Source organism: Alphaproteobacteria bacterium PA2 (genome assembly GCA_002256425.1).
Taxonomy (GTDB): Bacteria; Pseudomonadota; Alphaproteobacteria; order Caulobacterales; family Caulobacteraceae; genus Phenylobacterium.
In genome coordinates, this window is record NKIZ01000001.1 from 3,340,558 (window position 1) to 3,354,176 (window position 13,619).

General features: G+C 64.4%; 15 protein-coding genes. 10 read left to right on the forward strand and 5 right to left on the reverse strand.

The genetic code is table 11. The annotated features are described in order from the left end of the window. The first annotated feature begins 126 nt into the window (after nucleotides 1-126). Nucleotides 127-1,098, forward strand: coding sequence for a hypothetical protein (locus CFE28_16025; GenBank protein OYU71368.1), 972 nt, complete (start codon nucleotides 127-129; stop codon nucleotides 1,096-1,098). Then, nucleotides 1,095-1,946 (forward strand): oxidoreductase, encoded by an 852-nt coding sequence (locus tag CFE28_16030; GenBank protein OYU71369.1) that lies wholly within the window; start codon nucleotides 1,095-1,097, stop codon nucleotides 1,944-1,946. Before CFE28_16025 ends, CFE28_16030 begins: the two co-directional genes overlap by 4 nt. An 83-nt stretch (nucleotides 1,947-2,029) precedes the next feature. On the opposite strand, the gene CFE28_16035 is transcribed toward CFE28_16030, so the two are convergent. After that, nucleotides 2,030-2,518 (reverse strand): mannose-6-phosphate isomerase, encoded by a 489-nt coding sequence (locus tag CFE28_16035; protein ID OYU71761.1) that lies wholly within the window; start codon nucleotides 2,516-2,518, stop codon nucleotides 2,030-2,032. Between the two features lie 153 nt (nucleotides 2,519-2,671). Here CFE28_16035 and CFE28_16040 point away from each other — a divergent pair, with 153 nt between their 5' ends. Further along, complete coding sequence (locus CFE28_16040; GenBank protein OYU71370.1) at nucleotides 2,672-4,369, forward strand: hypothetical protein; 1,698 nt, start codon at nucleotides 2,672-2,674, stop codon at nucleotides 4,367-4,369. On the opposite strand, the gene CFE28_16045 is transcribed toward CFE28_16040, so the two are convergent. Beyond that, nucleotides 4,366-5,088 (reverse strand): GGDEF domain-containing protein, encoded by a 723-nt coding sequence (locus tag CFE28_16045; protein ID OYU71371.1) that lies wholly within the window; start codon nucleotides 5,086-5,088, stop codon nucleotides 4,366-4,368. The two genes, CFE28_16040 and CFE28_16045, sit on opposite strands and share 4 nt — an antisense overlap. A 178-nt stretch (nucleotides 5,089-5,266) precedes the next feature. Here CFE28_16045 and purE point away from each other — a divergent pair, with 178 nt between their 5' ends. Both purE and CFE28_16055 read left to right on the forward strand, forming a co-directional pair. Further along, entirely contained in the window at nucleotides 5,267-5,761 is a 495-nt protein-coding gene (purE, locus tag CFE28_16050; GenBank protein ID OYU71762.1) for a 5-(carboxyamino)imidazole ribonucleotide mutase, read from the forward strand. 2 nt (nucleotides 5,762-5,763) lie between these two features. Beyond that, complete coding sequence (locus tag CFE28_16055; GenBank protein ID OYU71372.1) at nucleotides 5,764-6,843, forward strand: 5-(carboxyamino)imidazole ribonucleotide synthase; 1,080 nt, start codon at nucleotides 5,764-5,766, stop codon at nucleotides 6,841-6,843. A gap of 5 nt (nucleotides 6,844-6,848) precedes the next feature. Here the strand turns inward: CFE28_16055 and motA are convergent, their stop codons facing one another. Beyond that, nucleotides 6,849-7,718, reverse strand: coding sequence for a flagellar motor stator protein MotA (motA, locus tag CFE28_16060; protein OYU71373.1), 870 nt, complete (start codon nucleotides 7,716-7,718; stop codon nucleotides 6,849-6,851). A gap of 59 nt (nucleotides 7,719-7,777) precedes the next feature. On the opposite strand from motA, the gene CFE28_16065 reads away from it, so the two are divergent. After that, the gene (locus CFE28_16065; protein OYU71374.1) at nucleotides 7,778-9,136 is read left to right on the forward strand and encodes an MFS transporter; all 1,359 of its coding nucleotides are present in this window, start codon (nucleotides 7,778-7,780) and stop codon (nucleotides 9,134-9,136) included. Here CFE28_16065 and CFE28_16070 read toward each other — a convergent pair whose 3' ends face one another. Further along, complete coding sequence (locus tag CFE28_16070) at nucleotides 9,137-10,414, reverse strand: peptidoglycan-binding protein (protein OYU71375.1); 1,278 nt, start codon at nucleotides 10,412-10,414, stop codon at nucleotides 9,137-9,139. It lies immediately after the preceding gene. 157 nt (nucleotides 10,415-10,571) lie between these two features. Between CFE28_16070 and CFE28_16075 the strand changes: the two genes are divergently transcribed. From CFE28_16075 to CFE28_16090, 4 genes are all read left to right on the forward strand, one after another. Continuing rightward, nucleotides 10,572-10,697: a 50S ribosomal protein L36 gene (locus tag CFE28_16075; protein OYU71376.1), complete on the forward strand. Its 126-nt coding sequence runs from the start codon at nucleotides 10,572-10,574 to the stop codon at nucleotides 10,695-10,697. A 24-nt stretch (nucleotides 10,698-10,721) separates the two neighbouring features. Beyond that, on the forward strand, nucleotides 10,722-11,333 hold the full coding sequence (locus CFE28_16080) for an HAD family hydrolase (GenBank protein ID OYU71377.1): 612 nt from the start codon (nucleotides 10,722-10,724) through the stop codon (nucleotides 11,331-11,333). Between the two features lie 104 nt (nucleotides 11,334-11,437). After that, on the forward strand, nucleotides 11,438-11,704 hold the full coding sequence (locus CFE28_16085) for a hypothetical protein (protein ID OYU71378.1): 267 nt from the start codon (nucleotides 11,438-11,440) through the stop codon (nucleotides 11,702-11,704). Then, a complete protein-coding gene (locus tag CFE28_16090) occupies nucleotides 11,701-12,015 on the forward strand; it encodes a hypothetical protein (protein ID OYU71379.1) in 315 nt (104 codons plus the stop codon). Before CFE28_16085 ends, CFE28_16090 begins: the two co-directional genes overlap by 4 nt. On the opposite strand, the gene CFE28_16095 is transcribed toward CFE28_16090, so the two are convergent. Continuing rightward, on the reverse strand, nucleotides 12,012-13,505 hold the full coding sequence (locus CFE28_16095; protein ID OYU71380.1) for a sigma-54-dependent Fis family transcriptional regulator: 1,494 nt from the start codon (nucleotides 13,503-13,505) through the stop codon (nucleotides 12,012-12,014). The genes CFE28_16090 and CFE28_16095 overlap by 4 nt on opposite strands. Between the last annotated feature and the right edge of the window lie 114 nt (nucleotides 13,506-13,619).

Here is a 13,619-nt window from a genome sequence, read left to right on the forward strand (position 1 = left end):
GAGACTAGCCTGTCGCAATTGTGGTGTCGCCTGAGACGGCAGCCGCGAAACAATTCGATCAACGGATATTCCGATTGTCGGAACATCCGTTGATCGGTATATTATGCAGATGATGGAGGATGCGTCGTGAACTACGGGAAACTGGGCGAACTCGGATCCGTCAGCCGCCTGACCCTTGGCGGCGGCGGCATTGGTCAGGTCTGGGGTCCGACCAGCCACGAGGAAGCCGCTGCGACCCTGCGCGCCGCAGTAGAGGGCGGGATCGACCTGATCGATACTGCCCCCATGTATCTGAACTGTGAGGCCATATTCGGCGAGACCTTTGAAGGCGCCTTGCCGGCCCATGTCCGCGTCACCAGCAAATGCGATCTGGGCACGCCGCCCGTGGGCCAGGCCGCCAGCCTGCTGGAAGCCTCGGTCCTCAGATCCCTGGCCACCATGCGGCTGGAGCGGTTCGACCTGCTCTTCCTGCATTCGAGCATCGCCCCCGAAGGCTATGCCTATGCCCACGGGGATTCCCGGCGGGACAAGTTCTCCACCCGGTGGGACCTCTATGTCGATGAAGTCGTTCCGGCCCTTGAGGGTCTGAAATCAAAGGGGCTGATCCGAGCCTGGGGCATTACCGGAATCGGCGTGCCACAGACCGTTCTTCAGGCCCTGGATCATGCGACCAGACCCCAGGCGGTGCAGGTCATCGCCAATCTGATGGATTCCGCCGGCGGTATCCGCCGGTTTGCGGAGCCCGCGGCGCCCAGGACCATACTGGCCAAGGCGAAGGAAAACGGCGTGCCGGTCCTGGGCATTCGCGCCGTTCAGGCCGGCGCCCTGACTGCCGAGCTGGACCGGGACCTGTCGCCAAACCACCCGGATCGTAAAGACTTTGAACGGGCGCAGGGCTACCGCGACCTTTGCCGGACCTGGGGCGAGGACCCCGCGGACATCGCCCACAGATACGCCCTGTCCATGGATGGGGTCGACACCCTGATCCTCGGGGTCAAGAACCGGGATGAGCTTGCCAGGACGCTGAAGGCTGAGGCCGCAGGGCGCCTGGACCCCGCACAGATTGCAGCCATTGATCAACTGGGACTTCGGACATGAAGAGCGTTGTCGTTACAGGTGTTTCCACCGGCATTGGCTGGGGCGCCGCCAAGGTCCTCATCCAGAAGGGCTTTCGGGTCTTTGGAAGCGTGCGCAAACAGTCAGACGCTGACCGCCTGAGCCAGGAGTTCGGGCCGAACTTCGTGCCCCTGATCTTCGACGTGACGGACGAGAAGGCTGTCCGCAAGGCCGCCGCCCAGGTGGAGAAGGCGCTGCAGGGCCAGACCCTGGCGGGCCTGGTGAACAATGCCGGCGTCGCTGTGGCCGGCCCCCTGCTTGAGCTGCCCATCGCCGAGTTCCGCCAGCAGATCGAGGTCAATCTGACCGGCGTGGTCATAGTCACCCAGGCCTTCGCCCCCCTGCTGGCGGCGAGCCCGGACCGCAAGGGCGCCCCGGGCAGGGTGGTCAACATCAGCTCGGTTGGCGGACGGAACGGCAATCCCTTCCTGGGCCCCTATGTCGCCTCGAAATTCGCCATTGAGGGCCTTTCGGAATCCCTGCGCCGCGAGCTCCTGCTTCTGGGGGTCGATGTGATCATTGTGGCCCCCGGCGCCGTGGCGACCGCCATCTGGGGCAAGGCCAAGGACGATGATCTGGTCCCCTATGAAAAGAGCGTTTTCTACCCCGCCCTTCTGAAGGTCTTTGCCTATATGAAGGCCAATGGCGCCAAGGGGCTGCCGGCTGAAGAACTGGGTGAGCTGGTGGCCAGGGTGCTGACCATTGCAAAGCCAAGAGTGCGCTACACCATAGCGCCGGACGCGCTGCAGACCTTCATGCTGGCCCATCTTCCCCGGCGGATTGTGGACCGGTTGATCGGCGGCCAGCTGGGCCTGCTGCCCAAGGGCTAGTGGAGCAAATCTGACATTCGCCTCCCGTCCGACATTGGCTCGGGGGGTTGTATCAAGAAGATGCCAATGTCGGAGTCAGACCACTAGGTCCTGTGGATGGGGTCGATCCAGGCGACCCCTTCCGGCTTTTCCACGGGCTCGATATCGAGATTGACCACCACCGCCTCATTGTCGCTGCGGACCAGAACACAGCTCAGCGGTTCTGTGTCCGAGGCGTTGATCTCCTGGTGAGGCACATAGGGCGGGACATAGATGAAGTCCCCGGGCCCGGCCTCTGCGGTGAATTCAAGGTTTTCGCCCCAGCGCATCCGCGCCCGTCCGGAGACAACATAGATCACGCTCTCAAGGGGGCCATGATGGTGCGCGCCGGTCTTGGCGTGGGGGTGGATGTGCACGGTCCCGGCCCACAGCTTCTGGGCGCCGACCCGGGCGAAGTTCACTGCCGCCGCCCGGTCCATGCCAGGGGTCTGCGGCGTATTGCTGTCCAGCTGACCGGCAGGAACCACCCGGACGCCGCTGTGTTTCCAGCCGTCGTCAGGCGTCGATTGAGACTGGTCAGTCATGGTGGTCATCCCCAGCGGAAGTTCAGCCCCAAGCATCGCGCAAACTTCGCCGCCGACAAGCAGGAATTCCGGAAGGCTCAATCTATGCGGCAGGGGCCCCGGCGCTGCACCTGACGTAAACTTTATCGGTCTCTTTACCTAAAGCCGGGAGACTGATCGACCATGAGCATCTCACCGGCGTTCAACGCCAATCCCGCGGCCCAGGATCGCCTGATCGACCCAGATCAGGGACCACAGCGCTATCTCAACGCCGATCAGCGCGACGGCGCGACGGTCGATGGAAAGCCCAGCCTGACCATTGACCAGGCGGCCACGCGACTGAATGGCGGTGAGCCCGGCTGGAACGCCGACATGGGCACCGGCTTTACGGTCACCTATGCCTACCGCGCCAGCGAGCCGGGAACCTATCCATCGGACATTTCAGGGTTCACGCGCTTCACCGTCGCCCAGATCAACCAGACGGAACTGGCGCTCAAGGCCTGGTCGGACGTGGCCAATATCCACTTCGTGCGGGTCGGCACAGGCGCCAGCGGCGACGCCGCCTATTCCGACAGCGCCTCCATGCTGATCGGCAACTACTCTGCAGGGGAGGATGGCGCCGCCGCCTTCGCCTACTATCCGGGGAATCTGAGCTTTTCCTCCACCTCTGGCGACCTCTGGGTCAACAGCACCATCAGCTACAACCAGACTCCGACGGTCGGCGGCTATGGCGGCCTGGTGCTGATTCATGAGCTTGGGCACGCCATCGGTCTTGGACACCCCAGCAACTATGACGCCTCCACCAACGCGACACCGACCTATGTCGACGATGCGGAATATTATGAGGACAGCCGCCAGTACACGGTGATGAGTTATTTCGCCGGGGCCAATACGGGCGCCAACCTGCCAGGCTATTCGGCCGCCCCCCTGCTCGATGACATTGCTGCCATCCAGCAGATCTATGGCGCCAACATGACAACCCGGACCGGCAATACGGTCTATGGATTCAACTCCAATGCAGACCGTCCGTGGTTCGTTCTGGCGACAAACAGCTCACCGGCCCAGTTCGCCGTGTGGGACGCCGGCGGGACCGACACTTTCGATTTCTCGGAGTACTTCGCCAATCAGGTGATCGACCTTCGCCCGGGCTTCTTCTCTGATGTCGGCGGCTATTCCGGCAATGTCGTCATCGCCATCGGCACAGATATTGAAAACGCCAGGGGCGGCTATGGCGCTGACAGCATCACCGGCAATGGCCTGAACAATTCGCTCAACGGCCTGACCGGCGCGGACACCATCTATGGCGGTGATGGCAATGACTCGATCTACGGCAGTGAGGGTAACAGCTATCTGCGCGGGGACGGCGGCAATGACATCATCCAGGGCAGCCTGGATTTCGACGACATCAACGGCAATATGGGCAATGACACCTGCTATGGCGGGGACGGCAATGACTGGGTCGTCGGGGGCAAGGACAATGACCTGCTCTACGGCGAGAATGGCGGCGACGTCATCTATGGCAATCTGGGCGACGACACCTGTCTCGGAGGACAGGGCGCAGACCTGATGCGCGGCGGCCAGGGCAATGACAGTCTTTCCGGCAGCGCTGACAATGACTGGCTCTCCGGCGACCGGGGCGATGACACCGTGGTCGGCGGCCCCGGAGCAGACACCTTCCACAGCTTTGGCGACGCCGGAATTGACCGGATCGTCGACTTCAGCCGGGCCGAGGGCGACAAGATCGCCCTGGATGTGGGGACAACCTACACCATTGCGCAGGTCGGCGCTGACACGGTCATCACCATGGGCGGCGGCGGACAGCTTATCCTTGTGGGGGTCCAGTCCACGGCCCTGACCGGGGCCTGGCTGTCCTTCATCTAGCTGGCGGCGCGACGCTCGCGCTTGCGGGCGAACATGGCGGCGTCGGCCTGGGCCAGCAGGGCTTCAGGCTCGAGGTCTGCGGAAATCTCCGTCACGCCATAGGAAATGTGCAGGGGCGCCGACCAGTCGCCGAAGCGGATCGGGCTGTTTTCAATGGCCTGGGCAAGGGACCTGGCCTTGACCTCGGCGGTGGCGAGATCGGCCTGGACCAGGATCACCGCGAACTCGTCTCCGCCCATGCGCGCAACCAGGTCGCTCTCACGGACACTGCCGGCCAGGCGCTGGGCCACCGCCTGCAGGGCGGCGTCTCCGGCGGCATGGCCGAAGCGTTCATTGACGTTCCTGAAGTCGTCCAGATCGAAATAGACCAGGCTGGCCGGCGAACCATAGCGCTGGGCGAAGGTGCGGATCCGGCCCAGTTCCCGCATGAAGGCCCGACGGTTGAGGGCAGGGGTCAGGGGATCGCGATCCGCCAGTTCCTCGACCTCGGCCAGACGCACCTTGAGGCGGGAGACCTCGCCGCGCAGGTCATCCACTTCGGTCAGCAGGGTCTTGATGGCGCCCTGGACAGCCGGGGTCAGGTCTGCCTCGGTCAGACCCAGAAAGGCGGTCTTGTCCGTCGGCGGGGCGACGCTCGACGTCGCATAGGCGCCGGCCTGGGCCAGGGCGCGCTTGCGGATCGTCGAAAACGGTTCGTTTCGGGCGCCAGAGACCTTCATTCAACCCATCCAGAATCAGCAATCATCTTGCTGTTTTGCGAATCCTAACCCTCATCGGTTGCTCACGCAAAGTCGGCGCCTATACTCCGCCGCTTTCCGCCAGAGCGTTTTCGGAAAACCGGCTCCCGGTTTTCGGTTCGAAAAGTGCTCCGGCCTCTTGAATCAGGGCCTGCACGTCATGAGCGCTTCGCCTGCGCCTGTCGCCATCATCATGGGTAGCCGGTCTGACTGGCCAACCCTGAAGGGCGCAGCCGACAACCTGACCGCCCTCGGCGTAGCCTGGGAAGCCAAGGTGGTCTCCGCCCACCGGACCCCGGACCGCATGTACGCCTTCGCCAAGGGCGCCAAGGCGGCGGGGTTCAAGGTGATCATCGCCGGCGCCGGGGGCGCAGCCCACCTGCCAGGCATGACCGCCTCCCTGACGGAACTGCCGGTCCTGGGTGTGCCAGTGGAGTCCAGGGCCCTGAAGGGCATGGACAGCCTTCTGTCCATCGTCCAGATGCCGGCCGGCATTCCGGTCGCGACCCTGGCCATCGGTGAGGCGGGCGCGAAGAATGCCGGTCTGCTCGCCGCCCAGATCCTGGCCCTTGAGGACCCTGCCCTCGCCCAGCGCCTTGCAGACTACCGGGCCGCCCTGACCGCCAGCGTGGCCGAGTCGGTGGAAGACGCCTGAACCTGGTGATGACGCCCCTCCCCCCCGGCTCCACGCTTGGTATTCTCGGCGGCGGTCAGCTTGGACGCATGCTGGCCCAGGCGGCCGGGCGTCTTGGCTTCGACGTGGTCATACTGGAGCCGGAACCCGACTGTCCGGCGGCGCGGGTCAGCGCCCATGTGATCGCGACGGCCTATGATGACCGCGAAGGCCTGGCTGAACTGGCCCGTCGCGCAGATGTCGTGACCTTTGAGTTCGAGAATGTCCCGGCCAAGGCCCTGGAAATCCTGGCGGAGCTGGGGGTTGAAACCGCGCCCTGCGCCCGCGCCCTGGCCACGGCCCAGGATCGCGTAGCCGAAAAGACCTTTCTGAACGCCGCCGGCGCGCCCACGGTCGCTTTTGCCCAGGCAGATACCCCCGAGGGTGCAATCGGGGCGGTGAAGCAAATCGGTGTTCCCTGCCTGATGAAGACCCGGCGGGAGGGCTATGACGGCAAGGGTCAGTCCTGGGTCGAACACCTCGCCAATGCCCAGGCGGTCTTCCACGCCCTCGGCGACCGGCCGGTGATCGTCGAGGCGCCCGCCGCCTTTGTCCGTGAACTGTCGATCATCGCGGCCCGGGGTCGCAAGGGCGAGATCGCAGTCTATCCCCTGGGCGAAAACCACCATCAGGCTGGGGTCCTGCGCCGGACCCTGGCGCCAGCCCCTGTATCACAGGCCCTTACCGACCAGGCCGAGCGCATAGCCGCCCAGATCCTGGCTGGCCTGGACTATGTGGGCGTCATCGGGATCGAACTGTTCGAGCTTGAGGACGGCCGCCTGCTGGTCAACGAGATTGCGCCGCGGGTCCACAATACCGGCCACTGGACCCAGGACGGGTGCGAGGTCGACCAGTTCGAACAGCACATCCGGGCCGTCGCCGGCTGGCCCCTTGGCCCCACCCGGGCCCATGCGCAGATCGAGATGGAAAACCTGCTGGGGGATGATGTCGCTGACTGGGCCAGTCTCGCAGCAGAGTCCGACGCCCGGCTACACCTCTATGGCAAGCGCGAGGCCAAGGCGGGCCGCAAGATGGGTCACGTGAACCGGCGGATGCCGGACTAGGCCGGTCAGGCTTCGGGCGGGATTTCCGAGAGGGCCTGCTCAAGCTCTGCAAAGCTGGGCTGGGACGCCGACGGCACGCTGCCGCGGCCGATTTCCACCGAGATCTGGGCGGCGTTGCCGTGCAGGTGGGCCACCAGGACCGACTGGATGATCTTGTAGAAGGCGCCGTCATCCTCAACCACGCCGGTGAGGCGTGATGCGAAGGGCGCCACCAGGCCATAGGCCAGGAACACCCCCAGGAAGGTGCCGACGAGGGCGCTGCCAATCATTTCACCCAGGACTTCCGGCGGCTCGGTGATCGAGCCCATGGTCTTGATAACCCCCAGAACGGCGGCGACGATGCCAAGGGCGGGCAGGGCGTCGGCCAGGTTCTGGATGGCGTGGGCGGGATGCAGAGCCTCGTGGTGATGCTTTTCCAGCTGCTTTTCCATCGCATCCTCGACCTGGTGCGGATCTTCCAGGTTCATGGTCATCATCCGCAGGGTGTCGCAGATGAAGTCGATGGCGAAGTGGTCCTTCATGATCTTCGGATAACGGGAGAAGATCGTGGAATCGTGCGGGTTTTCGATGTGGCTTTCCAGGGCGATGACGCCCTTGGACTTCATGGTCTTGGTCAGCAGGAACAGCAGGGACAGGAGGTCACGATAGTCCGATGTCTTCCACTTCGGCCCGCCGAAGACCTTGCCCATGCCCGCGCCGCAGGCCTTGATGACCGTCATGGAGTTCGAAATCAGGAAGCTGGCCACGCCGGCGCCGCCGATCGCCATCATTTCGTGAGGGGCGGCATGAAGGATCACCCCCATGTTCCCGCCCGTCATGATGTAGCTGCCGAACACCAGGCCGAACAGCAAGACGATGCCGATTATCTGAAACATGCGGAAAGTCCGTCCCGACGAAATCTTACCGCACCATCGACATTAATGCTTAATGCCCGATGACCATTTCGGGGTTTGCGGCGACCTCAACCCGGATTATCTGCATTCCCGTGACTGAAGCCAAAGCCCCGACCAGCGGTCTGCCCCGTTCGACATTCGCCATCATCTTCGGCGTGTCGCTTGCAACCGCCATGGGCAATACCGGCATGATCTCGGTATTGCCCGCCATAGGCCGGTCGATCGGTATTCCCGACCCGATGGTCGCGGCAATTTTCTCGCTATCGGCCCTGCTCTGGGCGTTTTCCTCGCCCTTCTGGGCGCGCGCCTCCGACAGGTATGGTCGCAAGCCCCTGATGATGATCGGCCTGAGCGGCTTCATGGTCTCCATGGCGGTCTGCGCCATGGTTGTGGCCTTTGGGCTGCGGCACATGGCGACCCCCCTGATCATTTTTGTATGTTTCCTTCTGGCGAGGGCGCTGTTTGGGCTGTTCGGCGCGGCGTCCAATCCCGCTACCCAGGCCTATGTGGCCGAGCACACGCCCCTGGAGCAGCGGACCCAGTCCATGTCCAGCCTGGCCGGCGCTTTTGGTCTGGGCACGGTGATCGGGCCCTTCATCGCGCCCCTGTTCGTCCTGCCCTTCATCGGCCTGGCCGGGCCCATGGCAGGCTTCTCGCTGATCGCCGCCGGCATGCTCTATGTTGTCTGGCGCTATCTGCCTGAGAGCCAGCACCGGCCGGAATGGACGCCGCCACCCAAGGAAGTGGACGGGGTCAAGGTCAAGCCCATGTGGCGGGATCCGAGGCTCACACCCTTCCTGATCTATGGCTTCATCGTCGCGGTCTGCCAGACGGCGCAGGGGCAGACCCTGGGCTTCCTCATCATCGACAAGCTGAAAATGTCGCCCACCCAGGCCCAGGGTTTCATCGCCGTGGCCATGATGTTCGGCGCGGTCGCCGGTCTGCTGGCCCAGTGGGGCCTGATCCGCATGTTCGAAATGACCCCAAGGCAGCTCCTGCGCTGGGGTGTCGTTGTCGCGGCCGCCGGCAACCTGATCGTCGCCTTTTCACCCGACTACTGGACCGTGGTTGTTGGCTACGCCCTATCAAGCCTGGGGTTCGGCTTCGCCAGGCCGGGCTTTACAGCCGGCGCTTCACTGGCGGTGAACATGGGTGAGCAGGCCCGGGCAGCCGGCGCCATCGCGGCGGTAAACGGGGTCAATGTGGTGCTCGCCCCATTCTTCGTCTGGCTTTATGAGAAGATTCCCCCGGCCCCCTTCCTGCTCAACTTCACACTGCTCATGGCCATGCTGGTCTATGCCCTGCGCAATACACAGATGAGGGACGCCGACCCCAAGCCCACCACCCTGGAAGACACCAACCTCGCCACCCTGGAAAAGAACCAAGAAGGCGCGGGCTGATCAGGGAACCGGGACCTCGGCCTTGAGCAGGCCCACCATGGCCATGGACAGATAGCCGTCAGCCGTCATGCTCCTGGACTTCTGCCAGGCCCGAAGGGCGCTGCGGGTGTTGATCCCGACAACACCGTCAGGGGAACCCGGGTCAAAGCCCAGGGCGATCAGGGCCTTCTGGGCGCCGATCCGGTCGGCAAGGCTGAGCGGGGTCTCCACTGGCCAGGGGGTGGACAGGGGTCCAAGTCCCGAGAACCGGTCCGCCAGCAGACCCACAGCCAGGGCATAGGTGGTGGCGTTGTTGTAGGTCCGGATGGCGAAGTGGTTGGGGAAGAACAGGAAGATCGGGCCGCCAGCCCCGGTCGGCGCCGCCAGCATGGCCTTGGCTGACTGATCAGCGGCGCTCCAGCCCATGCCATCGGCCGGGCGAAGGCCAAGGTCGCCCCACCAGCCCGGAGTCTCCCGGGGACCCTCTGTCAGGCTGAAATCAAACCCCTGGGGGGCAAGGACTTCCCTCGCCCACCCCTGCCCCCGATTCCAGCCGCCCTTGGCCAGCAGGTTGGCTGCAGAGGCCAGGGCGTCGGGCGCCGACCCCCAGATGTCGCGTCGGCCATCGCCATCGCCATCCACGGCGGTGGAGAGGAAGGAGGTCGGTATGAACTGGGTCTGGCCCATGGCGCCCGCCCAGGACCCCACCAGTCGCGACCTGGGAAACTCGCCGGACCCGATAATCCGCAGAGCGGCCATCAGCTGGTCCTCGGCGAATTGCCGCCGCCGGCCCTGGGCGGCCAGGGTCGCCATGGACCGAATGACATCAAACCCGCCCAGCACGGCGCCAAAGCCGGTTTCCATGGCCCATACGCCCAGCAGGACATCGGCGGAGACGCCATAGGTCTTCTCAATGGGCGCCAGGAGGTCCGTCAGTTCCGCCCTCTTGCGGCGACCTATAGCCACCCGGTCGTCGGAAATCGCGCCCCGGACATAGTCGCTGAAGGGTTTGGCGAACTCTGGCTGGCGGGTGTCCAGGCTGTTGACCCGCGGATCAGGCAACAGTCCGGTGAGTTCGCGATCCAGGAGAGCAGCCGGCAGGCCGGCGCGGATGGCGCGGGTATAGAAATCCCGGGCCCAGGTGTCGAAATCGGGATCGCCGGAGCGGGTTACCGGCGAGACCGGCTCTGGCGCGGTCGGAGTGGGCGGGGCGGGAACCGGCGAAACCGCAGGGGTCAGATCCGTTGAGGGGTCCGCACATCCGGCGACAAACAGGGCGATGAAGGTGCGGCGATCCATGGTGACAGCCTACCCATCCTGAAGGGCGCGCTCAATCAAAAGCCCGAAAAGACATGAGGCGCGTCAGCATTCATTGACTCGCAACCGTGCAGCCCGTATACGCGCCGCCTCAATCGCAACCCGGACGCCGACGTCCCGCGCCCAAGAAGATAGTGTTATGAAGGTCAGAAGCTCGCTCAAAACCCTCAAGACGCGTCACCGCGATTGCAAGCTCGTGCGCCGCAAGGGCCGGGTCTACGTGATCAACAAGACCAACCCGCGCTTCAAGGCGCGTCAGGGCTAAGCGGTCCGCGCCGGAGACCCGGAGATGCCCAAGGCGGTACTCTGGGATATCGGCAATGTCATGGTGCGGTGGAACCCCCGCACCCTCTACGACAGGATTTTTCCAGAACCGGTCCATCGCGACCGGTTTTTGTCGTCTGTCTGCACCATGGACTGGCACGTCGCCCACGACCTTGGCGTCAGCTTCGCCGAGAATCGCGCCCGGCTCCTGCCGAAATTCCCCGAATACGAGGCCGAGATCACTGCCTGGGAAACCCGGTGGATGGAAATGTTCTCGGGCCATATCGAGGAAACCCGCCAGGCCATGGAAGACCTGCACGCTGCCGCCATTCCCCAGTTCGTCCTGTCCAACATGTCAGACGAGGTGTTTGAGGACATCACGGCCATCATCCCGGCCTGGAACCGGGTATCTGGCCATGTCCTGTCGGCCGAGACCGCCATACTGAAACCTGACCCCAGAATCTTCGGGCAGGCCTGTGACCGGTTCGGCTTCACCCCGCAGGACATGCTGTTTGTGGATGACAGCGCCACGAACATAGCCGGAGCCCAGGCCCTGGGTTTCCACACCCATCACTTCACCGATCCGGCTGCGCTTGGCCCCGCCCTGGTGGAATTCGGCCTCCTGCCCGACCGGTAGGGCCGGAACTCACAAGTTTTCGCGCAACCGGCTTTCCCTTGGGCGACTTGCGATCTAGGTTCCGCGGCTTTCCGTAACTTCCTTCCTGTGAGAGACTCCTTCCCATGGCCGACGACGCCGCCCATTCCGACGTTCTGAACCAGGCGGCCCAAGGCCAGCTGAAGAGCATTATCGAGCGCATTGAACGCCTCGAGCAGGAAAAGTCCGAGATCGCCGAGCAGATCAAGGAGGTCTTCGCCGAGGCCAAGGGCAACGGCTTTGACGTCAAGATCCTGCGCAAGGTGGTCCGTATCCGCAAGCAGGACCGCGCCAAGCGGATGGAGGAAGAGGCGATTCTGGACCTCTATCTCGCCGCCATGGGAGAAATTTGAAACGCGGGCCACCAGACCCCAAGGCGGCCGCCAAGCGCGCCGCCCTGAACGCCCTCAAGCGCGCCCGCCGTCAGGCGGACCGCGCCGGGGTGAAGCTTTCCGATTGGGAAGGTGAATTCCTGGGCTCGGTCGAGGACCGGCTCAAGACATACGGCCGGGCCTTCGGAGACCCGGAGAAGGGCGGCCCCGGCCAGGCCCTGTCGGTCATGCAGCACGTAAAGCTGAAAGAGATCACGTCCAAGGCCAAGGGCGAGAAGAAAGACCTCCCGCGCCGGGGTTTCAGACGCAAGTCACCGCCACAGGCCGACTAGGCCGATTTCTGGGCCAGCTCTCCGGACTCGCCCCCGGCGATACCGTTCAGCACCTCTTCCAGTCCCTGCTCGCGAACCTTGCGATAGAGGGTGGAGCGGCCGATGCCGAGGCGACGGGCGACCTCGCTCATGTGGCCGGCATAGATCTCGATGGCCAGCTGGATCAGGTCGCGCTCGATCTCTTCCAGGGTGCGCAGGTGGCCCCGGGCGTCAAGGATCTGGACCGGGCTGTCCTTGGGCATGTCGGCCATGAGCTCGCCCATGGTGGGCGGAGCCGAAGGCGGCCGCTCGTTCGCCAGTTCCGGCGTCGGGGCGGCGAGCCCGGATATGGCGGGGAAGTCGTAGGGCTGCAGATAGGGGGCGTCGGCCAGGATGATGGCGCGATAGACCGCATTCTCCAGCTGGCGGACATTGCCCGGCCAGTCAAAGCCGGAGAGCAGGGCCAGGGTCTCGGCCGAGGCGCCGGCCACCGACTTGCCTTCTTCCACATTGAACCGGCGGATGAAGGTCTCCACCAGGGCCGGCACGTCCTCGCGACGCTCCCGCAGGGCCGGGGCCTCGATGGGGAAGACGTTCAGACGATAGAACAGGTCCTCACGGAACCGGCCCTCGCTGACCGCCTGGGTCAGGTCGCGGTTGGTAGCCGAAACAATGCGCACGTCGACCTTGATGGAGCGCTTGGAGCCGACAGGGTCGATCTCGCTCTCCTGCAGGGCGCGCAGCAGCTTGACCTGGATGTCCAGGGGCAGCTCGCCCACTTCGTCGAGGAAGAGGGTGCCGCCACTGGCTTCCTGGAACTTGCCCAGGTGCTTGTCGGTGGCGCCGGTGAAGCTGCCCTTTTCGTGACCGAACAGGATGGATTCCACCAGGTTCTCGGGAATGGCGCCGCAGTTGACCGCCACGAAGGGCTTGCCGCTGCGCTCGGATGAGCCATGGACCGCCCGGGCGATGACTTCCTTGCCGACGCCGCTTTCGCCGGTGATCAGGATGGGGATGGAGGACTTGGCCGCCCGCTCGCCCATGCGCTTGACCATCTGCATGGAAGCCGAGGACCCGACCAGGTCGGCGAAGGTGGTCTTGCCGCCGGCGTGCTTCTTCAGGCGCTCGACCTCACCCTTCAGGGCGCCCATGGACAGGGCGTTGCGGATCGAGACGTTGATACGTTCCGGCGAGGCGGGCTTGACGAAGAAGTCGGTGGCCCCGGCCTGCATGGCCGCCACCACAATGTCGATGCCGCCGGATGCGGTGACCACGATGACCGGTTGGTTGAAGCCGCGGGCGCGTATTTCCTTCAGGGTGTCCTGACCCGACATGCCGGGCATGACCAGATCAAGCAGGATGACGTCGCAGGCGCCGCCGGAGGTCAGGCGCGCAATGGCCTGATCGCCGCCCTCTGCCTGGACCACGGCGAAGCCGTCGCGCTCCAGGACCGCCTGGAGAAGTCGCCGCTGTGTCGGGTCGTCATCGACGACGAGGACCGTTTTGGTCATATGAAAACACCCACCTGTACCGGACCTTCATCTGCCGGGGAGGACCCTGGGATGAGGCTCTTTGTGTCGCGATTTGATACAGGGCTTGGGTAAAGACCGGGTTTCGGAGTCATG